Raw genomic sequence first — 25697 nt, forward strand, 5'->3', positions numbered from 1 at the left:
CGGTATTAGGATCAGCTATTTAGGATTACTCGATTATCCTCTAACCATGTTTGCTGAAGCTTGCCACTAGGTATTCGATCAACGCCTGCACCCGTGCTGGCCGCCCACGCCCTGGTGGTGTCACGATATTCAAGGCAATAGGCTCTACTTGCCAATCTTCCATCACAGTTTCCACTGCACCTGATTGCAGATCCTGCCAAATCATGAATTCGGGCTGCAGAGCCAGCCCAAGTCCAGCTCGTAACGCTGGTGACAGGGCTTCAGCATTGTTCGCCCGTAAGGAAATTGGCACCGCCTGCGTGAAATCGCCATGCCGTAGGTGCCGAAAACGCCAGATATCACCGTCCCCAGCATAGCTATACTGTAGGGCTTTGTGCTGTGCCAGCTCGCGCGGATGGTGTGGCCGCCCGTACCGCTCGAAATAGGTAGGCGATCCTACCAGTAGGATGCGTACCGTGCATAACCGCCTGGCCAGCAAGCTGGAGTCGGGTAGGGAAGCAATACGCAAGGCTAAGTCGAAACCCTGGGCTACCAAAGCAACCTGTTCGTCACTGAAATGAATGTCCAAAGAGACTTCCGGGTGCCGATCCATAAAGCTGGGTAGCAGAGGGGCGAGGTGTGATATGCCAAACGACATAGGCGCTGCGATCCGGACAGTCCCACGCAAATTGTGCGACTGCTCGGCCACCTCGGTTTCCACAGCCTCCCCATCAGCAAGAATTCGCTTGGCGCGCTCCAGCGCAATAAAACCACTTTCGGTTAAGGATATGCGCCGTGAAGTGCGATGGAACAGTGTGCTTTTCATCCGCCCTTCAAGGCGGGTGATAGCCTTGGATACAGTGGCCTGCGATAAGCCGAATTCAGTCGCTGTGTGTACAAAAGAACCTGTTTCAGCAATCTTGGCGAAGATTGCCCAGGCATCGAAATCAGGGAGTCGTTTCATAAAAGAGTCCAGACAATGCGATTGCCATATGTGTGTTCTAAACTCAACCAAGGGGAAAAGTTAGTATAATCTATCAATCATTATAAAAAAGGAAACGGTTGTATTCTATTACCTCTATTTTGTAAATGATAAGGACGTTCTAAGATAATCCATATCAACATACATATATAGAGGACATCATGATCGAACATCGCCCTTTCAGTAGCCTAGGTGGTGCCAACCACGGTTGGCTCAATGCCAAACACCATTTCTCTTTTGCCGAATACCAAGACTCAGAACGTATTCATTGGGGCTCCTTGCGTGTCTGGAACGATGACACCATCCAGCCTGGAACGGGCTTCCCAACACATCCACACGCCAATATGGAAATTATCACCTATGTTCGCGAAGGTGCCATTACCCATCAGGATAATCTGGGTAACAAGGGACGTACCGTGGCGGGCGATGTGCAAGTGATGAGTGCAGGTACCGGTATTCGCCACTCTGAATACAACATGGAGCCGGGTATCACGCGCATTTTCCAGATCTGGATCTTCCCGGACAGTAACGGAGGAGAACCCTTCTGGGGAACCAAACCCTTCCCGAAAGACGAGCGTTCCAACCAATTTGTCGCACTGGCCAGTGGTATGGAAGGCGACGAAGAGGCGTTACCGATCCGCTCTCAGGCCCGCGTGCTGGGCGCAACACTGAAAGCCGGGGAAACCACCGAGTATCGTCTGGGCGCAGAACGTTATGGTTACCTGGTGTTAGCAAGCGGTCAGGCCGAGGTTAACGGCATTACCCTGCAGGCACGTGATGGTGCGGCGATCCATGGTGAAGACGTGATCCGCGTGACCGCCAGTGAAGATGCTGAACTGGTTTTGGTGGACACCGCAAGCTAATCCACCGCTGTTGTCGGCGCGTGGAGTTCTTGGGGCGTTCCATGCGCCTAAGCCTGGCCAATCACAGTTTGGTCGGGATTGAATGTGGTATCGATGTCCCTGAATCTTTAATCCGTTATGGAGAATAAACTATGTCTAACAAATATCTTGAAGTACTGACCCCTCAGAATAGCCAACTGATTTTCATCGACCAGCAGCCACAGATGGCTTTCGGCGTGCAGTCTATCGACCGCCAGGTACTGAAAAATAATGTCATCGGTCTGGCCAAGGCGGCCAAGGCATTCCAGATCCCGACCACCATCACGACCGTTGAGACCCAGAGTTTCTCCGGCTATACCTACCCTGAACTGCTGGCTGTATTCCCGCAGAACAAACTCCTGGAACGTAGTTCGATGAACTCCTGGGATGACCAAAACGTGCGCGATGCATTGGCTGCCGGTGCCGCTCAGGGCCGCAAGAAAATTGTGGTTTCAGGACTGTGGACCGAAGTCTGTAACCTCGGTTTCGCCCTGTCGTGTCTGCATGACACGGACTACGAGATCTACATGGTGGCCGACGCGTCAGGTGGAACCAGCAAAGAGGCGCATGACTATGCCATGCAGCGCATGATCCAGGCTGGCGTCGTGCCAGTAACGTGGCAGCAGGTCCTGTTGGAATGGCAGCGTGATTGGGCTCGCAAGGACACCTATGACGCGGTGATAGATATTGTCAAGGAACACTCCGGTGCCTACGGCATGGGCGTGGATTACGCTTACACCATGGTACACAAGGCACCTGAGCGCGAGCAACACGGCGAATACATTGGACCTAATCCAGCCAAGTGATCCTGAACGAAAGTGCTGGCAACTCTTCGGTATGGAGAGTTGTCCGGTACCGCTGTTGAACAACACTGAACAACACTGTCTATTGGTCGTACGCCCAGTTCATCGGTGCGCCTTTGGTCACAAATTGAGGTGATCCATGAAACTCTACGTCTTATCCCTGGCTGCTGGCTTACTGGTTGGCATCGTCTATAGCTTACTCAGCGTGCGTTCTCCCGCGCCCCCACTAGTCGCCTTGATTGGGCTCCTGGGTATTTTGCTCGGGGAGCAAATTATCCCGGTCGGCAAACAATTGCTGAACGGCACAGCCTTCAGCTCCGCCTGCAACAAAACACAGGCAACCAGTCACCTATTCGGTCAATTGTCTGGCCGCCAACAAAAGGCAGAGCAACCCGACAAATCCGTTGAGGAGAAACGCTCATGAAACAACATGTTAGTGCCGATGTTATCTTGCATAACGGTTTAATTACGACGCTAGATACAGCCAATCCTACCGCCAGTGCGGTGGCGATTAAAGATGGCACGTTCCTGGCGGTGGGAGAAGAGGCCGAAGTCATGGCCTTCGCCAGCCCGGCAACGAAACTGATTAACCTCAAAGGCAAACGTGTATTACCGGGGTTGATTGATAATCACACGCATGTCGTCAGGGGTGGCCTCAACTATAATCTCGAACTGCGCTGGGATGGTATCCGTTCTTTGGCCGATGCAATGGACATGTTGCGACGGCAGGTGGCGATAACACCAGCCCCTCAATGGGTACGCGTGGTGGGGGGCTTTACCGAGCACCAGTTCATCGAGAAGCGTTTGCCAACGCTGGCAGAGATTAATGCGGTTGCGCCAGATACCCCGGTCTTTCTGTTGCATCTTTATGATCGTGCGTTACTCAACGGTGCGGCGTTACGTGCCATCGGTTATACCAAAGACACCCCGGCCCCTCCAGGGGGAGAAATTGCCCGCGACTCCGCAGGTAATCCCACGGGGCTACTGTTGGCAAAACCCAACGCCACCATTCTGTATTCCGCGTTAGCGAAAGGGCCGAAATTGCCCTTTGATTATCAGGTCAACTCAACACGCCATTTTATGCGTGAACTGAATCGCCTGGGCGTGAGCGGTGTGATTGATGCCGGGGGCGGTTTTCAGAACTACCCAGATGACTACGCCGTTATCCAGAAGCTGGCAGATGAAGGGTTGATGACCGTTCGATTGGCTTACAACCTGTTCACCCAGAAACCGAAAGAAGAAAAAGAAGACTTTCTCAATTGGACTCGTTCCGTCACGTACAAGCAAGGCGATGATTACTTCCGCCACAATGGTGCGGGGGAGATGCTGGTTTTCTCCGCCGCCGATTTTGAAGACTTCCGCCAACCTCGACCAGAGATGCCTGCCACCATGGAAGACGATCTGGAAGAGGTCGTGAGAATTTTGGCAGAAAATCGCTGGCCTTGGCGCATGCATGCCACCTATGACGAAACCATTTCCCGCGCCTTGGATGTGTTTGAAAAAGTTAACCGTGAGATCCCACTGGACGGTATTAACTGGTTTTTTGACCATGCTGAAACCATTTCAGAACGATCTATAGATCGTGTGGCAGCACTGGGCGGGGGGATCGCTGTGCAGCATCGCATGGCTTATCAAGGGGAGTACTTCGTCGAGCGTTACGGTGCTGGCGCGGCAGAAGCAACCCCCCCGATTGCCCGTATGTTGGAAAAAGGGGTGAAAGTCTCTGCCGGTACCGATGCCACCCGCGTGGCTTCTTATAATCCCTGGGTATCACTGTCATGGATGATCACGGGTAAAACCGTGGGGGGAATGCAGCTCTATCCTCGCCGTAATTGCCTTGACCGTGAAACGGCCCTGCGTATGTGGACTGAAAAGGTCACCTGGTTTTCCAATGAAGAGGGCAAAAAAGGTCGTATTCAAGTGGGGCAGTTCGCCGATCTGATGGTACCCGATAAAGACTTCTTTGCGTGTTCTGAAGACGAGATTTCTTTCCTGACGTCTGAATTGACCATGGTGGGAGGAAAGATCGTCTGGGGAGCGGGGCCATTTGCTTCCGAGGATGAAAATCCCATTCCCCCTGCCATGCCGGACTGGTCACCGGTGAATACCTTCAAAGGCTTTTCGGCGTGGGGTGAACCCGACGGTGCAGGTAAAAACTCGCTGGCCGTCAGACAAATGGCGATGGCTTCCTGTGGATGTTCGCATAACTGTAACCTGCATGGTCATGATCATGCGGGGGCCTGGACATCAACACTGCCCATTTCTGATGTTAAAGGTTTCTTTGGTGCGTTGGGATGTTCTTGTTGGGCTATTTAAGGCCAACGACAGGGTTTTCCTGCGGGTACTTTCGTTTAATGGCAAAAGTATCCGCATCAATATAGGAGAAATTACGTGGGCATTTTGAGCACGTTGAAAGAGAAAATTCTTGGCAAATCGACCCAAGAAAACCCCCATAATCTTGAACAAATAAATAAGGAAACAAAAATGGTCAAATTATTAGTCCTTTATCATTCAATGTATGGACATATTGAAACCATGGCACAGCACGTTGCCGAAGGGGCCAAAAGTGTGTCTGGTGTTGATGTGGTGATCAAGCGCGTTCCTGAAACCATGGATCCCGATGCCTTTAAGGCGGCGGGCGGTAAAACCGCACAGGCGGCGGATATCGCCAGCCCCGCTGAACTGGCTGACTATGACGCTATCATCTTTGGTATCCCGACACGCTTTGGCAACATGTCGGCACAAATGCGGACTTTCCTCGATCAAACTGGCGGTTTGTGGGCAAAAGGGGCGCTGATAGGCAAAGTCGCCAGCGTGTTCGCCTCTACCGGTACCGGTGGTGGACAGGAAATGACCATTGCGTCTACCTGGACCACCCTTGCACATCACGGCATGATTATTGTTCCACTGGGTTATAGCACGCCAGCCCTGTTCGATATTTCCCAAGTCGGTGGGGGGACTCCCTATGGCGCAACGACAATCGCCGGTGGCGACGGCTCCCGTCAGCCAGACAGCCGCGAGTTGGACATCGCCCATCATCAAGGCAAGTATGTTGCTGAAATTGCATTGAAAATGAAACGGTGAACCTCGCCTCTGTCATGATGCCAGCAGTATCATGCCACAGCGAAATATAAAGCCCTGCAAAGGGCTTATTCACGTTATATCCCCGATATCCCCAGCAAACCAGGGAGAGATAATGCCGTCACTTAACCGATTTATAGCCCCTGCGCTAAGTTTTAACGGCGGGTATGTCGACACTATCGGCTTTCTTGCATTGCAAGGTTTATTCACCGCGCATGTGACAGGCAACTTCGTCACACTGGGCGTCAGCATTGTGGATGGCACCTCGGGTGCGATTGCCAAGCTCCTGGCCTTGCCTTTGTTTGCTCTCGTGGTGGGTTTAACCCATCTGAGTTCGATATCACTTGGCCGACGAGGTTATGCGCCGCTACGCCCGTTACTGGGCGTTCATACCCTGTTGTTGGCATTGTTCACGTTATTCGCTGTCTGGTTTGGGCCATTTACCAACAGTGATAGTCCGTTGGCATTACTGACCGGAATGACGGCAGTCTCTGCGATGGCAATCCAGAACGCAATATCGCGTACTCATTTGCCAGGAGCGCCCCCGACGACGCTGATGACAGGCAACGTAACCCAGATTGCCATTGATCTGTTTGAACTTATTGTTCAGTCCGATGCAGAGAAAAGAACCGTGATTAAAAAAAGGATGCAACCAATAGGGTTAAATTTGAGTGGATTTGTACTGGGTTGCATAACTGCAGCATTACTCTACCTTGGTATCGGGCTGTGGAGTCTGGTTATCTCTGTGCTTGTTGCGATGTGGGTGACGGTAAAAATACGTTAACGGGGTTTAAAATGGGTAGACCCGTCAGTTACCCGCCCGGGGCCTTCAGCAAAACCAGACTTGCAGCGCTACGGCACAGGGCAACCGTATCAATACGGCAATTTAAATCAACTTGATCGGTATGTAGTCATATATAGCCTATCTTCATGCCGATGTACGCCTGTAAAAAAACTGTATAAATAAGCAGCACCATGACTGACGATTTTACTGACTGGCAAGCAGCAACGTTTTGCTAGGGTGATGTTTTGCTCAGGAAAATAGTTTTAAGGGGAGGGAAGGGGCTTGTTCAGTTATCGAGCCAGGCGATAACCTTTCTTGCATCACTCCGTGCTTCCTCAATGACTCACTTTAGCGTCAGCGAACACCACTTAAGGGTGGGTTGGGATGGTGCTCACGACCAAGACCAAATTATTGTTGGATAATCTTTCCGTCCGCAGGGAGGTTTCATGCGACAGGTAGGTTTTACCTATTTAAACTGTTTTATGGAGGCGTTAGATGGTCAAAGATCCTATGAGAGTTCCACACCTATCCAAGGAGCAAAAAGGTCGTGCCAGGAAAGAATTTTTTGTCCTGGCATTTTTATGGGTACCCCTTGTCTTCACTATTCCGGCTGGTGCGGCCAGCGCACCTATATTTACCTACTATGGTGACCCGGGCTTTGTCGCCACTAGCCCGGGAGAAATGGCCAGCGCGAAAGCCAGTTGGGAAACGGCGGAATATGGTTTTTATACCGGCCATAACCCTGCTACTGATGGCTCGGCGGTCAACGCTCCATGGCAGCTCAGCGCGGTAAACGCATCCACCGCCTATGCCCTAGGGTACTTCGGGCAAGGCGTCACGCTCGGCATGATGGATTCTGGCTACAGGGCCACACACGAAGCATTTCAAACCGATTTGATCAAGTCGGTTACCGCGGAGGGCGTCTACGGCACGTCCGGCTACGGGTATCGTGGCGCAATCCCAAATAACCCGTTTTACGCGGGCGATAGGTTCACTGTGGCTGGTGATCAGGCGTTAACCAGCGATTACTCGCACGGCACCGGTATGCTCGGGGTTACCTCTGGCATCCGTGACGGTAAAAACCAGCACGGTATCGCCTTTGGATCGATGATGTATGTCGCCAAGACCGGCGGTTCCGATGGTCAATCCCACGGTCCGTTCCACGATTACGAGTACTGGTATACAGCTAATAAGGCGCTGGTCGACGCGGGTGCCCAGGTCATCAATAGCAGTTGGGGCTCCTACGTCCAGACCCTTGACAGAGCCCGCTATGATGGTTACGGAAACGATCTCGGCGCCGATGGCAACCTCGCCAACGCTTACGAGCTAGCCGGCAGAGACAGCGCCAGCAGCACGGCAATGGCGACTATTCTCCCAAGCCAGAACCTGAAGGATCTTGAGTACCAGTATTTCCTCTTCAAAAAAAGCTATTCGGAAGGTGGCATTCAATATGATAAGAACCACCCTGGGCTTTCCTTTATGGACGCCATATGGGACGCCATCAAAGACAGCGGTACCGTCAACGTACGTTCGGCTGGTAACAACGACTGGGACAATCCCTATTACCGTCCGGCCTATCCCATCTTCAATCCCTGGGCGGAAAACCAGTGGGTCGTCGTCGGTGGGGTGATACCACCCACTGATGCCAATCCAGAATATACCAAGCAGTCCAGGTTTAACGAGGCGGGGCTCGCCAAATGGTGGACCGTGTCTACCCCTTCAAACAGCATTTGGACCTCGGGCAGCGGTAGCGACACGACCTATTCAGGCTCAAGCGGTACGTCACCAGCAACACCCGTTGCGACAGCGGTGATGGGGGTTCTGCTCTCCCGCTATCCAAACATGAACGCCATGCAGGTGCGCGAACTAATGTTCACCACAGCGAACAACAAGATGTCCGATGGTGTGAGATTCCTCGGTACTGGGCAAACCTCTGCCACCGGGGAATCCATCGCCTGGACTGCTCCTGACGGCCTTCCGGACCAACGCTGGGGCTGGGGGATCCCCGATCTGGCCAAGGGCATGTACGGCCCCGGCCAATTCCTGAGCCCGATGGTATACACCATGAATAAGGCATCCCTGGACGTCTGGTCGAATAATATTAGCCAGACTGCGATCAAGGAAAGGGAAAGGGAAGACCTGGCGTGGCTGGCGGGCTACAAGGCGCAGGGCATTGCCTACGCCGGTGACTACGGCCCCAACGTGCTGAACCCGGATGGCACTCTTAACGAGCAAGCGTTCATGACTCAGGGCATTTTGAATGATCCTTACATACAGGCGATCACTAACGGCCACCCCGAGATGTACGACAAGATCGCCTATGAGGACGCTGTCAAGTGGCGCAAGGAATGGATGGATGGGAACGCAGCCTACATTGAGCACAAGATCACCAACGGCCTCTACACGGCTTCGCTGACCAAGCAGGGGCCTGGGATGCTGGTCATGACCGGTAGCAATACCTATGAAGGCGGCACGATGGTTGAGGCTGGCACGCTGTACGGCTTCACCGAATCCTTCGGCACCGCGCCGGTCAACATTAACGGCGGCTATTTCGGCGTGCTTTCACACTACAACGATCTTTTCACGATGAAAGGCCTGCTGACTACCACGGAAAGCCGTCTGGCCAACGTCAACGTCAATAGCGGCGGTACGTATGTCATCGTGACGGGAAATGATGTCAATGTGGGTACACTGACCTTCAACAAAGGTTCCAAGCTTACGATTGCGGCCGCCGATACTGATATTCTGCGAGATGTGTTCAACAACCACAACCTCGTCGCAACGGGCACCGTAGCCGCTGACACCTTGGCTGGCAGCGAATACATGGTGGTAGATCCAGACTATGCGTTCTTTAATATGGATGTGCTCACCACCAGGAGTGCTAGCGGTCCCTCCACCATCACAGGAACTCTTAGTTGGAATGACACCGATCTTGCCAGTTATGCGGCCAACAGCAACGGTCGCACTGTCGCAAACGTGATTTCGACCCAGGTTCCTAATATGTTTATGGATCAACTTCTTTGGTCAACCAAGGATCAAGTTCACTCCACCCTTGATTCGCTGGGCAATGACATGTACCTCAATGTCGACAATACGAGCATTGTCAATTCACTGACTCTGTCCCGCACGCTCGAAAACCAGGCATCGGGTTTTGGCCACGACAAAAGCATCCAAATCAGTGACACGGCCCGCGTATGGGCCACGGGTGTCGGCAGTTGGTCCAGTGTAGATTTTGGTCGCTCCGATCTGGACGGTGAATTCTACGCCGCTCTTGTCGGTATGGAAGCCGACATCACCTCCAACAACAAGGCTGGCCTCTTCTTTGGCGCGGGTGAGAGCAAGTTCAGGGGCGGCCAGTACGGTACAGTGAACAGCAACGACCTGCACGTCGGGGTTTACGGCGTTTCCGATATCCCTGAGATCGCAAAGTTCACTTACGGCACCATGTACACCAACCAGGACCGGGAGTCGAGCCGCCAACTGACTGTTATTGACCAGTCGCAGCTCAATAACGTTACCACCACTACGGATATCACCCAAGTCTTCGCCGATGCGGCGTACACGGGGTTCAACAAGGATAAGTACTCCATTGAGCCCTACCTTGGCATGAACATGTTGTGGCTCAAATCAGACGGTTTCGATGAAAGCGTCGGTGATTATAAGTTCCATACCGACGGCAACTCGCAGACGCTTGGTGCGGCGACCCTAGGCGTTCGCGGAAGCGCTCCGCTTCTTACGGCCGGTACCGTGAAGCTTGCGGCACGGGGCTATATCTCCGGAACTACGTTCATGGGCGACACCACTCCAGAGGCCTATCTGCAGATTATGGATCTCGGCAAGGCCAGAATTGAGGGCGGAAAGATGGACAACCCGATGCTCAATCTCGGCGCTGGCGTTGATGCGACTCTTAGCGAATCGGTGAAACTCAGCCTGTCTTACGTAGGTTCTTTTAACAGCGACATTCAATCAAATGGCGTTGCGGCCAATTTCCGCATAGCGTTCTAAGGAAACGCTGATTTAACCCTCACAAGGTTCTGTCGCATTAGCGTAGTGAAGTTAGCAACCGTTGCGCTGCCTGAATAACCGGCAGCGCAGCTTTTGTTGACCTGCTTGCGTTAACGCGACACAACTCCCTTGCGTGCTGCACCAGTTCGCGCCGTTCGCCGTCTAACCAAACTTATTGTTGCTGCCCGCAGCAATGCTGATGGAGTTGGCGATTTCGGTGACGATGGGGGAATTTAAAAAGTACCTCTGAGTCGGCAAGAACAACCTTCGTTATGGAGGCGGTTTAAGCTATTTTTCTCGATATTCTACGGGTATTCTTGGCGGGCGTGTAGAACATCAAGTACTTCAACTCTATCAAGCTGTACCCGATATACTACGATATAGTTAGGATGGACGATGATTTCTCTCGTGCTTGGCATGCGACCAATACGATGCATATAAGGCTGTAATGGTAGGGATTGCGTAGCTTGCTCTATATCCGACGAGAGTTTGGCAGCAGCACTGGGATTACGTGTATCTATGTAATCAATAATGGTCCACAATGCTTCCAGTGCTTCATCACTCCAATCAACTCGCATTATGAAGTTTCCGCTTAGCCTCCAGACGAGAACGGATTTCTGCCATCACCTCATCGTGAGGTATACGGGGCTTGGTACTGTTCATCGCTGCTTCTACTCTGGCACGGAACCAGCGGTCATAGCTGTCTGCCTGCTCCTGAGTCTCAAACTCGGATACGATGGGGGACAGTTTGGTTACCATATTGACTTACTCCTTTCTTTGCTGCTCTTTTGACCAGTATAGCTTGTTACGCTGTTCGGACCAAGTGGATGACGTGGCCTGCTGTTGTCGCTTACCAAATTTTCAAAATCCCCCTTCGACCTTCTAGTTGTTTGCTACCTAGCTGTTTGTCTGCTCTCGGCGGCGGGCCAGTTCAGGGCAGCGAGAAAGACGAGTTGGCGCTGGCCCTAAAGCATTTGAGCGGGGTCTGGAGCAGTTGAGATATGGGGGGCAGGGGTAAAGCTGTGGCATAGGTGGTAAGAACGACCAGCAATCTACCTACCGGAGCGCCAGAAAGCAAAAACCCAACCATAGGCTGGGTTCTCTGAATAAGTGGTGCCCGGACTCGGAATCGAAATAAACCAATAAAACCTTTGTTATTTAACGATATTATTGTGTTCGATAATTCAAGGAGCCACCAATAGGGCCCCCGGGTGGTTTGGCATCAAAAAGGGAATAGGTTCGATACTGTTTTCTCCTGTCGATGTATTGAATGTGTTTCGGGGTGGTTCCGAAATAAGGACCCATACTGAGGGCTATAACGTAGTAACTGCTTATCTGCTAAGGCGACTCATGACGATACCCGATGAGGTTTAACATTCAATTTTTTCCCGTTTCATGAGTAGACCCCTTAATAAGTAATCTTTGAGCTGGGAAATCGATGAGGACTGCGAATTTCTTGAAGAAGTTATTACCTATTAACCCATCGGTGTCCATCTGTTCGAATGTACCGTCGAGTAGTAGCGCATTTAGCTTGATATTTTCTGTACCAATCTCAGCAAGTTGAAACTCCGATGCCGTGCACCCTTCGTTGTCCATCTCTGCTATCACAGTCTGGCAAGATATGCTAGCAAAAGGGAGTTTAAGACGCGCTTTCCAAAAAACCGATACAGAGGCCCCAGTATCAAGAACCATGTTGTAACTCTGTGAGCCCTGGGAGACGTTGACTACGATCCCTTCCTGTGTGAGTCGCAGCGGTAATGAAATCCAACCATCAGCCATGCTGATGCCGAATGACTGAGCGCGATCAGCAACCGACAGACGTTGGTTTTTGTAATCAATCAGCACGGCCTTCCCCTTGAATAAATCCAGGCCGATCATCATTGAGTTGGGGAGGCTACTATCGCGGGTGAGCGTCATACCCCGTGGAGTAAACGAAACTCCTTTAACGTCCTTAAACATCATTCCATTGATCGACAACTGCGGAATATGGAACTTGTCATTGAGGAATACCTTACCTGTCAGATCGGTACTGCGCTCTTTTTCAGGAGCTACTGTCAGCCCTGGGAGTTTTGCCATAACGTCTTTAGATAAATGGAGGGCAGTGCGTGAGCCCGTATCGATCATAAATGTTTGACGTTTTCCATTGATATCAACATTGGCCATCGGTAAAGAAGCATCATCTAACGCAAAAGGCATATGCATGATCTCTTCAGAAGCAATTGTCTCTGTTGCAACCAATGATATTGTCGAGGATAAGAGGGCGAGCGTGATCGCTGTAATGTGTTTATTCAGTAAAGATCGCATGCGGATTCTCCACTTCAGAGTTGCTGCTGAGGTCAAATACTCTATCTGCCATCGCGATCATTGTTGGCCGATGAGCGACAAAAATTCGGGTGATCTTCAACGTGCGTATCGAGTCATTGATTCGAGCTTCGTTATCAACATCTAGATCACTGGTGGCTTCATCAAGAAAGAGTATACGTGGACGTTTGTACAACGCTCGTGCCAAGGAAACGCGCTGTCGTTGTCCACCCGACAGGGCACTCCCCATATCACCCACCATCGTTTCATATTTCATTGGCATTTCTTCAATTTCAGTATGAATTGAAGCAAGGTGAGCACACTCAAACAAAAATGCACTTTATTTAGCTTCCATAACTAAATAGATTTGCTTATTGATGTCTCTCATTCTGACCGGTTTAGTCAGCATGGGCACAGATGATATAGGGCTTTCAGCCGAATACGCACTGATGAAAATAAACGGTGTATTTTTATTTGGACCATCCATAGTACGAGTTTTTTTGTAAAGTTCATCACCGGTCATTATCGGCATTTGAAGATCACTCAATACCAGGTCATATGATTTCCTCAATAGTTTCTCCAAAGCACGCTTGGGTGAAGTTGTGTACTCAGCCTTATAACCTGCACTATCCAATAATGATGCTATCGAAGTACAAGACATTTCATTATCATCGACGAGAAGAATTCTGATATTTTCATACTTTGAGTTAAATGAATGATCCTGTTCATCTACTTGATGCTCATGAACGAAGGGAGATATTTCTATAGGGATTTTCACAGTAAAAACACTTCCTTTTTCAATGTCACTTTTAACAAAAATGCTTCCTCGCATTGCTTTTATAACCCCGTTAACGATAGCAAGGCCCATACCAAAGCCAGGGATCTCTTTACTATTGTTTATTCTTACAAATGGGGAGAATATCGATGCTATTTTGTCTTTAGGTATTCCTTGTCCACTGTCCTCCACACTAATAATTAGCATGTTATTGTTTTCGATTGATGCTGTTATCAAGACATTGCCTATCTCTGTGTACTTAATAGCATTGGTGATGAGGTTCTCCATTATTTGCATCAGTCGAGCTGAATCACTAATAATGAAAATATCAGGTATGTCCTTCGCCGTAACTATAACTGAGGATTTAGGTAGTAGAACGACAGAGTCGCTAATGGATGTGTTTATTAGGCGCTTAAGATTAAATGAGGACGTGTTAATTTCAACGTTTCCGTTGTCAATTTTCGCAAATTCGGCTAAATCCTTCATTTGTCGCTCCATTTTTGTCGCCGCATTCTCTAAGCGATAAAAATGTTGCTTGTTATAAGCATTGTTACTAATTAAAACATCTACAGAAGATATTATTGCTTGTAATGATGTTCTTAATTCGTGGCCAATAACCCCTAAGAATGCATTTTTATTGTTAAATGCTTTTTTCTCTGAATCTAACAGTCGGTTTAATTTAAAAAGATAAAAGGAGGTTATAAAGCATAGCGATGAAATTAAAATGGCAGTTATAGTAAGTAGAATAAAAAGTTGCTTTCTTTTTTCTTTGAAATCTTCTAGTGCCATTGTTCTTTGCTTGACTTCGGCATGGTCAGCCAAGTTGTTTAATAACGTAGAGTAAGGTTTCATTTCATTGACGATTTCAACGGCTTTTTTTATATCTGTATTGTCTGTGTTGATATATGAATCAACAATATTAAGTTTATCATATATGGCGTCAATGGTTTCTTTATATCCTTCTTGTCTATATAACGGTATCGTAGACTCACTTTTATTTCTTATTGATTGCACTCTTGAATATAATATATCTAGTTTTTCTTTTATCTCATCCATGTCTTTATCATTAGATCCGGTTAAATAATTAACTTCTGAAATCTTAACTAGTGAATAAAACTCAGATAGTTGAATTGAAAATTTAGCAATCGCCCATGAGTAGTTTTCTTGTGTGCCAGTTATAGCATACAAGGATTTATCCGAAAGCATTGAGTTATATTTTATGATAGCGGAAATAGAAAAAGTTAACGCAATTGATATTCCTGAAAGTAAAAGAAGGAAGTTTTTTTTCATTTACATCACCAATATCTTGTTTATTTGCCAAACAAACCGCGATAAATATATTGGTTTGTTTAGACCTGAAATGTCATCAATTGGATAAATGCTAAAGTAAGGACCAAAATCTCTTGTTGTGAGCGTCTTACCATCCATTTTATTCGCTATAATAACACCATAGTCCTCAACGTCAGAAATCGGAATATCTACCCAGTAATCATTTAACGCACTGACTCTAAGAGTAGTACCATATGCACCTACTTTATGTAATATATCTTTAAGCGCGACACCTTCAAATGTTGCACGGTAATCTTTTGGTGTCCAAGATGTTGTTGTTTTTATTGTTGATTTATCCATTTCATCAAAAATCTCCTTTGATAAAATAAAAAAACCATCACTATTTTTTATTTTTATCTTACCTTCTATTATAATATCTCCAACTTTAGCCATGGAAGAGAGTGGAACGATGAATAACATAATTAACAAAGAAGAATATTTTATAATATTAAGCATAAAAAGCCTCAAATTTGGAATCAATTAACTTAATGAGATTGGCATCCTCATTACTATGTATTCCGTCGGTTTCAACTGTACCAATATAGTATGACTCGCAATTTTTATAATACAAACTACGAAGTTCAGGTCTTACAGTAGTGAATATACATGTTGTTGGTATTTCAAATCCTGCGCCAATATGAAGAGCTGATGAGTCGCATGTGTATAAATATTTTGAGTTCTTTATTATAGAAATGAAGTCTTCTGTTTTTCTTGAAAACTCACTTATATTTGTGTAGTTATCATGTTCAATGTCAGTAAATCCAATTACTTTTCTTTGATACTTCTTACTGAGATCATCTACTATTTTTTGATGAAAACGTGATGGGATACTTCTAATTTTAGTGCTTGCATTAGGGCAAAATAAAACGTAATCATTTAATGCAAACTCAGGTAGTTTTATATCTTTAAGCCAATGGTTTGATTTTTCACAGTCTTCAATATCGTTTGGTTCAATTCCAAGATTGTATAGAAAGAAATCATGCATTTCTCTTTTAGAAAATTCTTCCCAATACAATTGATTTCCCATGTCTATAATTATACCATCTTGGGAATAGGGGATTTTTTCTATATTAAAAGGCATGTATGATAAAGTGTCAATGACATTGCTTGACAATGTGTAAACGTCATTAACATAGCTAGGGCATTTCTCTGGTCTTATGACTTCAATATTGATATTCTTGTTTATTCTTTTTACTGTAGATAATGCATCTATTCCGATGACAGAATCGCCGAGTGTGACTCCCATACCATTTATAATGATAAGTTTTTTTATATTTTTGTAATTTACTTTTATTTTCTTTTTTGAATTGTTATGAATTATATCTTTTTCTAGTGGCATTAAATTTCCGTCAGGCACTACCTTGCTAACACCGTAAGGTGAAACAATAAATTTCCCTTCTAATAACAGGCTGCCATTATATTCTAACAATAATTTATTCATATATGTCTATTTAGAAAAGTATTTATCTAGATTAGATTTAATTAAATTTCCCCGAATTGGTTTTTCGTAAGGACCAGTGATGTCGTAGTCGTGAATGGCATATGAAACTTCTTGATCTACGATCCCTTCTAGTTGCCCTGTGAGTACCAGTATCATTGAGTTTTTCTTTTTCGACTGCCTGATTTTCTTAATCGTATTGAAAACGGTTTTGTCACCAATAACCCAATCTAAAATATATGCATCATATGGGGAGTTATTTAAGCTATTCTCCAGGTCTTCAATTCTATAAAATGTATCTACGCTATAATAATCTCTGCTTATAATATCTTTTAGACTGTCGACAATTATTTTGTCGTCATCAAGAATAGCTATTCTATGTTTTACAGTCTCTAAAGTTTGTGGATAAACATGTAGATATTTAATGTTTCTTTTTGACTCAAAAAGAAAATCGTCTTTAATTTCATCGGTTCTAATAACAAACCATCCATCGTTAATTTTTAGAGCTGAATATTCTGTGGTTTTATTGATGTCTTCGTCAGATAGATAAATTTTACATGTTAAATCAATTTTGCCATTGTTCCATGTTGCTTCATGAATTTCAGTTACTGAATGGTTATACATGTCAAAAAAGTCACTCATTTCCATATCGATAGATTTAATGACCTTAATTAACTGGGACACTTCCCATTTTGATGCTCCACTCAATTTTTTATGAGCGGCGGCTGTAGTGATATCCAAAACTCGGCCAGTATAGCCAATGTGCTTTTGCTTTGGTACTCCCTTCATTGTTAGAACTCTGGATATCATTTCTCCCAGAGAATTGTCAATTTTTTGATCTAGATCACAGTTCATCATTAGTCACACCCTCTCAGAACTATATCGTTTCTTATCAGTAGTGATTCTAACCGTAAAGTTTTTTTTATCAATAAAAACAATCCCTTTCTATGTCTTTTAATGATAATTTATTTCTCAAAAGTATCATAAATATAATTTAATATCGCAATAGTTGTCAAAATATTGCAAATGATACCTATTTGATGTAGGTTCTGTGATGTAAATGATGCGTGATAACTAATACCGGGGGAAGATGGAATAATAATAATACTAAGGGAATAAGTAATTAAATTATGCTTTATGTTGTTATTTAAATTGGATTTTTCTTGCTGAACTCATGTGGCGCTCCGGTAACAATGGAGCGTCTTTTATGAAATAAATTTTTAAAACACATATAGAGTTTTTTGTAGTAGCCGTTATTTTTCTTCCTAGAGTGGAACACCTGTTAACTATCAGGATACCCACGCTATGCACATACCAGAAGGAAACGGTCAGGTTTTGCAACTGCTTGATGCAGTTTATATTCGATACAGGTGGCCAGTACCAATTTGGCAAATGAATATTGCTGAAATGTTTTCGCATTTCCGGCAGGTAGTTCTTTGATTACTTTATGGAGCAATCCTGGAGAACATCTGGTGACTTGTGAACAGTTAGTAACATTTGATGCGCTATTAGACCATTATTTTTTCAGTCATGCGCTCCGTAATGACACCGAGTGGAGTTATCGAAAGGTGGTGAGGACTTTTTTAAGGTTTACCACTAAAAATCCTAATGAGGTTGATAACAGAGTGGTGCTCGAATGGCGCAGGCATGTTTTGAAGGAGCAGCAATTACAAGCGACAACCTGGAATAATAAGGTGACGCATATGAGGGCGCTGTTCAATTTCGGAATGAAGAACGGATTACTACAGCATAAGGATAATCCTTTTAACAAAGCAGTGGTGCGGGCAGGAAGGAAAAAGAAGAAAATCCTGACAGAGGCACAGACGGAGGCCGTCTATCGGCTGATGGCGCAGTATGAGGAGCTGGAGCGGTTGCAGGCCATGAGTTTGGCGGTGAACTGGCGGATCCATGCCTGCCTGGTTCTGGCTGATGGTGCTTGATACCCTCAGTTACACCGCGATACGTCAGAACCAACTTCGCCACATACGTATCTGTGACGTCAATCTTGAAGATCGTTGGCTTGATTTGATTATCGCCAGTGCGCAGAATCACCGTGAACTGCGTATTCCCATCATTACCGAACTTTTTCCTCGTTTGGAGATACTGGTGACCCGCTCACTGGAAGCGGGTGCCGAACCGGAAGAACAGTTGTTCAATGTGAACCGTTTTGATGTGGGACGGAGGGCAAAACAACAGGGTGAAATGACCGACATGGGCATCTATCCAATTCGAGCCTTTTTTCGGCGGTTATCGAAGGAGTGTCGGTTTGTCGTCAGTCCGCACCGTTTTCGGCACACTGTGGCCACTAACTTGATGAAATCACCAGATCGTAATCTGCAGGCCGTCAAACGCCTGTTGGGGCATTCCAGTTTGCGTTCTACGTTGGAGTACATTGATCAGGATATCGATAGCTTACGCGAGTTGCTAGAACAGGAATTGTGGGTTTAGATGGGGGAGGGGAGGAACTTCCCTTGACGCAGTTTGATATTTGAATGTAGAAAATGTAAAACACGTAAGCGAAAAAGCCCACCTGCGGTAACAGGTGGGCTTTTCAAGAGCCTTTTACAACAACCGAGTAATGGTATCACTACATAAAACTACCATTCTGCGTTGGGTTATTGCTAGTTTGTGCTCGCTTTAGAACCCATCATTTTTTCATTCTGAAAGAATGACAAGCGCTTCTGAATAAGTGGTGCCCGGACTCGGAATCGAACCAAGGACACGGGGATTTTCAATCCCCTGCTCTACCGACTGAGCTATCCGGGCAACGGGCCGCATTAAACCGTATTGCTGGTGTGGCGTCAATCAGTTTCTGCTACAAACAGTTTTACTTGTTCTCTTTTCAGTCAAAATAGTCATTTTTCATCAGGTCATGACAGGGTGATGAGTTATTTTCACCGATATTTTTTCTGGGCGTTGTTGACCTTCACCAGGTAACGGCGTGATTCACTGGCCGGGTGCTTGGTGGTGAGGGTCTGGAAAACATCCCCCGGGGGCATGCTGTTGATAATGCTCGCGGCACGCGCTTTGTCACTGTGGAATACCCGAAGCACGCTGCCTGCGCCACCATTGTATGCGGTGATTACCGCGTAACGGCGTGAAGTCGGGTTTTGAATACCACCCAGATAGTTGTTCTGCAAAATCGCCAGGTAGGCGGTGCCGGCATCAATGTTATTTTCTGGATCAAACAGATAGCTGCGGCTTGGAATGCCCGATTTCCCCTGCATCAGGAAAACATCTTTACCGGCAGTATGTTGCATGACCTGCATCAGCCCCAGTGCATCTGAACCGCTTACTGCATAGGGGTTGAAGCTGGATTCAGTCTGCATAATTGCCAGGATCAGCGACTCATCGACACCGTATTTTTGTGAAGCTTTGCGTACCATTGGCAGGTATTTATGCGCACGTTTATCCAGGTGGTTAGGCACCAACTGAATGGTTACCGAGTAGATCACATGCAGGCCAGAAGTGCGGCGTTGTAATTTATGTTGCAGCAGGTAGTCGGCAAACTTAGCAGCGCGCCATTCCCAGCGGATACTCTGGCCTTCATTATCCAGCACCTGCCCATAGAGGAACGGCTCTTTACTGATCTGGATGTCATTGGCGTCAGAATAAAGATCAATAGAACCGGGGTCATCCCCAATCAGCAAGGTGGTGATAATCGCCTGACGTAGATGAGCGGCGGGATCGGTAGTGGCAATGGTCTCGACAGTGATGGTGCCTGAAACAAAGTTAATATGGCTTCGGGTTTGATACTGGTCAGTATATTTGACGTAATCTTTCGGGCCAGCGATCAGAACTTCGTTCATTCCCCAGATATTCTCGATGTTGTGGGCAAATTGCCCCATCAGAATGTCAAAGGCGTTGGTGTCTTTGATATAGGCTTCGTTAACTGCTTCATCTTTGTTGCTGGAACAAGAGATCAGCAAAGGTGCTATCATGAGTAACGTTAAAATTTTCTTCATGTCAAAGCCGTATACAATACTTGCTGCGTGACTTGGTCCATCAGGGCCTGGCTCCTGCGGAGCCAGCGTAAGCGTTGTTTAAAACACCCTGCGGTTGTCCTGCAACTGGAATGAACTTAGGTACATAACGCTAGCTGCGTAAATTTACTGACTGGGTGGTGTGTAACCTTCAATATGCACATCGTGCCCTTCGAAAAGATAGTTGATCATCTCTTGTTCCAGCAGTTTGCGGTCATCAATGTTCATCATATTGAGTTTCTTTTCATTGATCAGCATGGTTTGCTTCTTCATCCATTCTGCCCAGGCCTCTTTGGAGATTTCGTTATAGATGCGCTTGCCAATATCACCAGGATAGAGCTGGAAATCCTGCCCGTCGGCGTCACGTTGCAGGAAAGTACAAAAAATGGTTCTGCTCATGCTAATTCCTCATTAATAGTTATACCGAAATAGTGATACCGGCTTAGGTCAGGGACTGTTTCGCCAACTGCTGCAACAGCCTTTCAACAGGCGTTGCCAGCCCGACCGATGGCGGCTGCGCTAAGTTATACCAGAGACCAGCATTCTCATCCATGGCACAAGCGACTTTATCGATGTTTAGCCACATGGGCACAATGTCCAGATGAAAGTGGCTGAAAGTGTGGCGAAATGCCGTCAACTGCTGTAGGTGGTTAGTGCTCAGGCCGCGCTGTTGTAACCAATACGCCAGCTCTTCTTGGGTGCTGAACTGTGGAAAGCAGAATAACCCGCCCCATAAACCTGTGCCTGGTCGCTGTTCCAGCCAGACTTTATCGCTTTGTTGCAACAGCAGGAAGTAGCTGGTTTTTTCTGGCAGGGTCTGTTTCGGTTTTTTGCCCGGGTAGTTGGCCCAACTGCTGTTACCGTTGGCGCTACAACCCAGATTGAGGGGGCAAAGATCACATTTGGGTTTACTGCGGGTGCAAATCATCGCCCCCAGGTCCATCATTGCCTGGTTGTATTGACCAACACCGTCCGCAGGCGTCAGTTCTTCACTCAGTTGCCAGAGGCGGTTCTCCACGTCTTTCTTACCTGGCCAGCCATCGACTGCGTAACAACGTGCCAGTACCCGTTTGACGTTGCCGTCAAGGATGGGGTAGTGCTTGCCCATCGATAAAGAGAGGATCGCCCCGGCGGTTGAACGGCCAATACCAGGCAGAGCGACAATTTCTTCCAGGGTTGTCGGGAACTCGCCGCCGTGTTGTGCCACAATAGTTTGAGCCGCTTTATGCAGGTTTCTGCCGCGTGCGTAGTAACCTAAACCGGTCCAGAGATGCAGCACTTCATCCAATGGTGCTTCAGCAAGGGCGCGCAAGTTTGGAAAGCGTGCCATAAATCGCTGAAAATAGGGGATCACTGTGGCAACCTGAGTTTGTTGCAACATCACCTCAGAGAGCCATACTTGATAAGGTGTTTTATCGAGTTGCCATGGCAGCGTCTTGCGACCATAGCGTTGGTACCACTCAAGCACCAGGTGCGAAAACTGTTGCGCTTGCATCATAAATGGGGGCGTTATCCGGCGGTTAATGATCTTATTGATGGGCGATTGCAGCATAGAGTCAAGGTGCTGTAAACCGGAACTTTCAGGCAAGTAGCGTGATGAATGCTTGCTAAACCAAGGTATCTTTGCATAATGCGCGTTTCCCTAATTGGCAGTTCAACAGATAGAAAGCACTATGATTAATGACGTCATCTCTCCGGAATTTGATGAGAACGGCCGCGCGATGCGCCGTATTCGCAGTTTTGTCCGCCGCCAAGGGCGTTTGACCAAAGGCCAGCAGTACGCGCTGGATAACTATTGGCCGGTCATGGGGTTAGAATATCAAGTTGAACCTGTCGATATGGCGGCGCTATTTGGCCGAGAAGCCCCGACGGTACTGGAGATCGGCTTTGGCATGGGGGCGTCTCTGGTCACGATGGCGACCCAAAATCCGCAGCAGAATTTTCTGGGGATTGAAGTTCACTCCCCGGGTGTCGGGGCCTGTCTGGCGGATGCCCATGAAGCGCAATTGAGTAATTTGCGGGTAATGTGCCATGATGCGGTAGAAGTCTTGCAAAATATGATTCAAGACGCTTCACTGGATATGGTGCAGTTGTTTTTTCCCGATCCGTGGCACAAAGCACGGCATAACAAACGTCGCATTGTACAGCCGCCGTTTGTTGAACTGGTGTTAGGTAAATTAAAAATCGGTGGGGTATTTCATATGGCCACCGACTGGCAACCTTATGCAGAGCATATGCTGGAAGTGATGAATAACACCGCCGGGTACCGTAATCTGTCTGTCACTCAGGATTATGTGCCTCGGCCAGAATCACGTCCGCTGACAAAATTTGAATTACGAGGCCAGCGCCTGGGACATGGCGTTTGGGATTTGATGTTTGAGAGGGTTAAATAATGGCTAAGAACCGCAGTCGTCGCTTACGTAAAAAAATGCATATTGACGAGTTTCAGGAATTGGGCTTTTCCGTTGCCTGGTGTTTTGCTGAAGGTACTGCTGTCGAAGATATTGACAGCACATTGGATGCGTTTATTGATGAGGTTATCGAACCTAACGGGTTAGCGTTTGATGGCAGCGGCTACCTACAGTGGGAAGGCTTGGTCTGTTTGCAGCAGATTGGCCATTGTACCGATGCCCAGCGCGACCTGATCAAAAACTGGTTGGAAGCACGCCAGTTGAATGAGGTAAAGGTTAGCGCGTTGTTTGACATTTGGTGGGACTAACCTTGCCAGATAGACCGCAGAACGGGTAACGGGTATCACAGGAAGCTCTTTTAAAGAAAATCAGGTTAATGAAAACCATGTTAAAGAAAACCGCAGTAGCTTTACTGTTGCTGTCTGCGTTGCCGGTTTCTGCGCAGTACCAGTGCAATGTCAGGCCGCAAGATGATGTCATTATCACGCCACATCAGGTGCAAGTGGTGGGAGCAAGTGGGGACCTTAATATTTCCCCTGATGGTGATGTCACGCACAACGGTAAGGTGATGAGCCTGAATGATAACCAGCGTCAAAAGGCGTTTAGTTATCAGCAGGCATTGCGCAAAGATTTACCCTTGATCGAACAAGGGGCACAGCAGCACCTGGAAAAAGCCCGGGTGGCGCTGGATAACGTGATTGTCAAACAGTTGGGTAGCAGCAGTAATGTGCGTAATCGCCTGACCACACTGAATACCCAGCTTAAGCAGCAGATGAATCGTGTTATTGAGCGTCGCAGTGATGGTTTGGCATTTCACCACAAGGCGATCAATCAGGTTGAACAGGATTCACGCAATATTGTGCAGCAGAGTTTGGGCGGTGTATTGCAAGATAGCCTGAATGAAATGGGGATCAAGCAGGTAGCTAATGCTGCAGGCAACCCACTGCAGGCGCTCATGGGCAATTTGGGTGGCTTGCAACAAGCCATTAAAAATGAATGGAGCAGCCAGGAGCAGGGGTTCCAGAACTTTGGCCGCGACGTTTGCAACCGGGTGAGTGCATTAGAAAACCAGCGTAAAGGCCTGATTAAAGCGCTGAAGTAAGGTTTGATAGATATGGGGCAGAGGTTGCCCCATCTATTATTCATCGGCTAAAAAGAGTTCCAGCAGTGAATTAAGGAACAGTTTGCCTTTTTCTGTCACCTGCCAGTATTGCTCAGACTCCAGTAGATAACCGTTGGCCAGTGCCAGTTCCAGTGGTGCGCGGATCACGCTTTCATCCAGCCCGGTATAGCGGGTAAACTCTGCTCGAGGTGCCGCTTCCAACAAACGGAAACGGTTCATAAAGAATTCAAACGGCCGATCATCGGCTGCAACCTGGTGCGACTTATCGCGATACTTCCCTTGCATATAGCCACGTGGGTGTTTGGTTTTGCTGGTACGCAGTATGCGCCCATCATCAAAACTCAACTTGCCGTGCGCACCGCAACCAATGCCAAGATAATCACCAAACCGCCAGTAGTTGAGGTTATGTTGACACTGATAGCCCGGCTTGGCATAGGCGGAAGTCTCATATTGCTGATAACCCGCATCACTCAATAACTGATGCCCCTGCTCGAAGATATCCCAGAGTGCGTCATCATCGGGTAGTTTTGGTGGGCGTGAGCTGAACAGGGTATTGGGCTCAATAGTCAGCTGATACCACGACAGATGGGGGGGATCCAGCGCAATGGCTTGGCGTAGGTCGTCCAGGGCTTCTGCCAGTGATTGGTCCGGCAAGCCATGCATCAGGTCAAGGTTAAAACTGCGTAACCCAAGCCCTGCTGCCAGGAGGGCTGCGCGTTTAGCTTCATCTGGGCCATGTATGCGGCCCAGGCGGGTTAGTTTTTCGCTGCTAAAGCTCTGTACGCCGATGGAGATGCGGTTCACGCCAGCGCGCAGATAGCCACTGAAACGGTCAACCTCCACCGTGCCTGGGTTAGCTTCCATGGTGATTTCGGCATTATCCGCAACTTTAACCCGTGCTCGCACACCGTCCAGCAGCGCTTGCATGGCTTCTGCGCTTAGCAGGCTCGGGGTTCCGCCACCGATAAACAGGCTACTGATTTCACGGCCACTGGTGAGTGGCAAATCAGCCTCCAGGTCAGCCAACAAATGGTCAACATACTCCTGGTGTGGTACTTCGCCCTTTAACGCATGGGAATTGAAATCGCAGTATGGGCACTTCTGTACACACCAGGGGATGTGAATATAGAGGCTCAGTGGTGGCAGTTGCATGGTTTTGACCGGCAGTTGCATGGTTTTAACTGGCATTACGCATGGCTTCCAGCATCAGCTTTAATGCTTTACCACGGTGCGAAACGGCGCTTTTTTCATCCCGGGTTAATTCCGCTGCAGTGCTGCCCAATTCTGGTATGTAGAAGATTGGGTCGTAACCAAAACCGCCCGCCCCTGAGGATTGAAAAGCGATCTCCCCAGCCCAGCAACCATGGAACACTAATGGGGTTGGATCTTCTGCATGGCGCATATAGACCAGTACGCAGTGGAATTGGGCACCACGTTTGCCTGGCGGTACGTCTTGCAGCGTGACCAGTAATTTGTCCAGATTCTGCTGATCGCTGGCTTCCAAACCAGCATAGCGGGCAGAATAAATCCCCGGAGCCCCCCCCAGAGCATCTACCGCCAGACCGGAATCGTCAGCAATGGCTGGCAGGCCAGTAATCTGTGCCGCATGACGAGCTTTCAAGATGGCATTTTCAATAAATGTCAGGCCAGTTTCTTCAGCGGAGTCCACGCCAAGCTCGGTTTGTGCTACCACGTCCAGACCAAAATCGGCTAGCAGATCGGCCAGTTCACGTACTTTGCCCGGGTTGCCAGTGGCAAGAACGACTTTTTGCATAGTGATTACCTTGGAAATGATTTGTTGATACCCGTCGTCAATCAAGCG

23 protein-coding genes, 1 tRNA gene and 3 pseudogenes are annotated in these 25697 nt (G+C 47.7%); 12 read left to right on the forward strand and 15 right to left on the reverse strand.

The window, feature by feature from the left end:
• Nucleotides 1-40: 40 nt before the first annotated feature.
• Nucleotides 41-943: a LysR family transcriptional regulator gene (locus tag AC2A06_RS14035; RefSeq protein ID WP_484380696.1), complete on the reverse strand. Its 903-nt coding sequence runs from the start codon at nucleotides 941-943 to the stop codon at nucleotides 41-43.
• A gap of 179 nt (nucleotides 944-1122) precedes the next feature.
• Between AC2A06_RS14035 and AC2A06_RS14040 the strand changes: the two genes are divergently transcribed.
• From AC2A06_RS14040 to AC2A06_RS14075, 8 genes and pseudogenes are all read left to right on the forward strand, one after another.
• Complete coding sequence (locus AC2A06_RS14040; RefSeq protein WP_484380697.1) at nucleotides 1123-1824, forward strand: pirin family protein; 702 nt, start codon at nucleotides 1123-1125, stop codon at nucleotides 1822-1824.
• Between the two features lie 131 nt (nucleotides 1825-1955).
• Nucleotides 1956-2648 (forward strand): hydrolase, encoded by a 693-nt coding sequence (locus AC2A06_RS14045; RefSeq protein ID WP_484380698.1) that lies wholly within the window; start codon nucleotides 1956-1958, stop codon nucleotides 2646-2648.
• 136 nt (nucleotides 2649-2784) lie between these two features.
• Nucleotides 2785-3069, forward strand: coding sequence for a XapX domain-containing protein (locus AC2A06_RS14050; protein WP_484380699.1), 285 nt, complete (start codon nucleotides 2785-2787; stop codon nucleotides 3067-3069).
• Nucleotides 3066-4961, forward strand: coding sequence for an amidohydrolase (locus AC2A06_RS14055; RefSeq protein ID WP_484380700.1), 1896 nt, complete (start codon nucleotides 3066-3068; stop codon nucleotides 4959-4961). The genes AC2A06_RS14050 and AC2A06_RS14055 overlap by 4 nt, the downstream gene beginning before the upstream one ends.
• A gap of 168 nt (nucleotides 4962-5129) precedes the next feature.
• A complete protein-coding gene (gene wrbA, locus AC2A06_RS14060) occupies nucleotides 5130-5729 on the forward strand; it encodes an NAD(P)H:quinone oxidoreductase (RefSeq protein WP_484380701.1) in 600 nt (199 codons plus the stop codon).
• 112 nt (nucleotides 5730-5841) lie between these two features.
• Complete coding sequence (locus AC2A06_RS14065) at nucleotides 5842-6510, forward strand: YoaK family protein (RefSeq protein WP_484380702.1); 669 nt, start codon at nucleotides 5842-5844, stop codon at nucleotides 6508-6510.
• Nucleotides 6511-7005: 495 nt separating this feature from the next.
• Nucleotides 7006-10515: an autotransporter domain-containing protein gene (locus AC2A06_RS14070; RefSeq protein WP_484380703.1), complete on the forward strand. Its 3510-nt coding sequence runs from the start codon at nucleotides 7006-7008 to the stop codon at nucleotides 10513-10515.
• A gap of 115 nt (nucleotides 10516-10630) precedes the next feature.
• Nucleotides 10631-10765: pseudogene (locus tag AC2A06_RS14075) on the forward strand (TIGR03747 family integrating conjugative element membrane protein); the annotation flags it as partial.
• A gap of 55 nt (nucleotides 10766-10820) precedes the next feature.
• On the opposite strand, the gene AC2A06_RS14080 reads toward AC2A06_RS14075, so the two are convergent.
• The 8 genes and pseudogenes from AC2A06_RS14080 to AC2A06_RS14115 form a co-directional block, all read right to left on the reverse strand.
• Nucleotides 10821-11093: a type II toxin-antitoxin system RelE/ParE family toxin gene (locus tag AC2A06_RS14080; protein WP_484380704.1), complete on the reverse strand. Its 273-nt coding sequence runs from the start codon at nucleotides 11091-11093 to the stop codon at nucleotides 10821-10823.
• Nucleotides 11083-11274 carry a type II toxin-antitoxin system RelB family antitoxin gene (gene relB, locus AC2A06_RS14085; protein WP_473196904.1) on the reverse strand — a complete coding sequence of 64 codons (192 nt, stop codon included), beginning with the start codon at nucleotides 11272-11274 and terminating at the stop codon, nucleotides 11083-11085. The genes AC2A06_RS14080 and relB overlap by 11 nt, the downstream gene beginning before the upstream one ends.
• Nucleotides 11275-11892: 618 nt before the next feature.
• Entirely contained in the window at nucleotides 11893-12819 is a 927-nt protein-coding gene (locus AC2A06_RS14090; protein ID WP_484380705.1) for a pepsin/retropepsin-like aspartic protease family protein, read from the reverse strand.
• Nucleotides 12800-13156 (reverse strand): annotated as a pseudogene (locus AC2A06_RS14095) (ATP-binding cassette domain-containing protein); the annotation flags it as partial. The gene AC2A06_RS14090 and the pseudogene AC2A06_RS14095, both read right to left, overlap by 20 nt.
• Nucleotides 13157-14881, reverse strand: coding sequence for a hybrid sensor histidine kinase/response regulator (locus AC2A06_RS14100; RefSeq protein WP_484380706.1), 1725 nt, complete (start codon nucleotides 14879-14881; stop codon nucleotides 13157-13159).
• Nucleotides 14882-15376 (reverse strand): putative pterin-binding protein, encoded by a 495-nt coding sequence (locus AC2A06_RS14105; protein WP_484380707.1) that lies wholly within the window; start codon nucleotides 15374-15376, stop codon nucleotides 14882-14884.
• Nucleotides 15369-16361 (reverse strand): glycosyltransferase family 9 protein, encoded by a 993-nt coding sequence (locus AC2A06_RS14110; protein ID WP_484380708.1) that lies wholly within the window; start codon nucleotides 16359-16361, stop codon nucleotides 15369-15371. The genes AC2A06_RS14105 and AC2A06_RS14110 overlap by 8 nt, the downstream gene beginning before the upstream one ends.
• A 6-nt stretch (nucleotides 16362-16367) precedes the next feature.
• On the reverse strand, nucleotides 16368-17216 hold the full coding sequence (locus tag AC2A06_RS14115) for a helix-turn-helix domain-containing protein (protein ID WP_484380709.1): 849 nt from the start codon (nucleotides 17214-17216) through the stop codon (nucleotides 16368-16370).
• A gap of 614 nt (nucleotides 17217-17830) precedes the next feature.
• Here AC2A06_RS14115 and AC2A06_RS14120 point away from each other — a divergent pair.
• Nucleotides 17831-18806, forward strand: a pseudogene (locus AC2A06_RS14120) (tyrosine-type recombinase/integrase).
• Between the two features lie 242 nt (nucleotides 18807-19048).
• On the opposite strand, the gene AC2A06_RS14125 reads toward AC2A06_RS14120, so the two are convergent.
• From AC2A06_RS14125 to mutY, 4 genes are all read right to left on the reverse strand, one after another.
• A tRNA-Phe gene (locus AC2A06_RS14125) sits at nucleotides 19049-19124 on the reverse strand.
• A gap of 128 nt (nucleotides 19125-19252) precedes the next feature.
• Entirely contained in the window at nucleotides 19253-20323 is a 1071-nt protein-coding gene (gene mltC, locus AC2A06_RS14130) for a membrane-bound lytic murein transglycosylase MltC (RefSeq protein WP_484380710.1), read from the reverse strand.
• A 144-nt stretch (nucleotides 20324-20467) separates the two neighbouring features.
• Nucleotides 20468-20740, reverse strand: a complete 273-nt coding sequence (locus AC2A06_RS14135; RefSeq protein WP_023489078.1) for an oxidative damage protection protein — start codon at nucleotides 20738-20740, stop codon at nucleotides 20468-20470.
• A 43-nt stretch (nucleotides 20741-20783) separates the two neighbouring features.
• Nucleotides 20784-21839 carry an A/G-specific adenine glycosylase gene (gene mutY, locus AC2A06_RS14140; RefSeq protein ID WP_484380711.1) on the reverse strand — a complete coding sequence of 352 codons (1056 nt, stop codon included), beginning with the start codon at nucleotides 21837-21839 and terminating at the stop codon, nucleotides 20784-20786.
• Nucleotides 21840-22014: 175 nt separating this feature from the next.
• Here mutY and trmB point away from each other — a divergent pair, with 175 nt between their 5' ends.
• From trmB to AC2A06_RS14155, 3 genes are all read left to right on the forward strand, one after another.
• Entirely contained in the window at nucleotides 22015-22734 is a 720-nt protein-coding gene (gene trmB / locus AC2A06_RS14145; RefSeq protein WP_473196967.1) for a tRNA (guanosine(46)-N7)-methyltransferase TrmB, read from the forward strand.
• Nucleotides 22734-23060 (forward strand): YggL family protein, encoded by a 327-nt coding sequence (locus tag AC2A06_RS14150; protein ID WP_484380712.1) that lies wholly within the window; start codon nucleotides 22734-22736, stop codon nucleotides 23058-23060. Before trmB ends, AC2A06_RS14150 begins: the two co-directional genes overlap by 1 nt.
• A gap of 77 nt (nucleotides 23061-23137) precedes the next feature.
• Complete coding sequence (locus AC2A06_RS14155; protein WP_023489074.1) at nucleotides 23138-23854, forward strand: YggN family protein; 717 nt, start codon at nucleotides 23138-23140, stop codon at nucleotides 23852-23854.
• 36 nt (nucleotides 23855-23890) lie between these two features.
• Here the strand turns inward: AC2A06_RS14155 and hemW are convergent, their stop codons facing one another.
• Nucleotides 23891-25027, reverse strand: a complete 1137-nt coding sequence (gene hemW, locus AC2A06_RS14160; RefSeq protein WP_484380742.1) for a radical SAM family heme chaperone HemW — start codon at nucleotides 25025-25027, stop codon at nucleotides 23891-23893.
• Nucleotides 25028-25052: 25 nt separating this feature from the next.
• Nucleotides 25053-25649, reverse strand: coding sequence for an RdgB/HAM1 family non-canonical purine NTP pyrophosphatase (gene rdgB / locus AC2A06_RS14165; RefSeq protein WP_484380713.1), 597 nt, complete (start codon nucleotides 25647-25649; stop codon nucleotides 25053-25055).
• Nucleotides 25650-25697: the final 48 nt, after the last annotated feature.

It is taken from the genome of Serratia sp. HNCC26DJ244 (genome assembly GCF_057180565.1).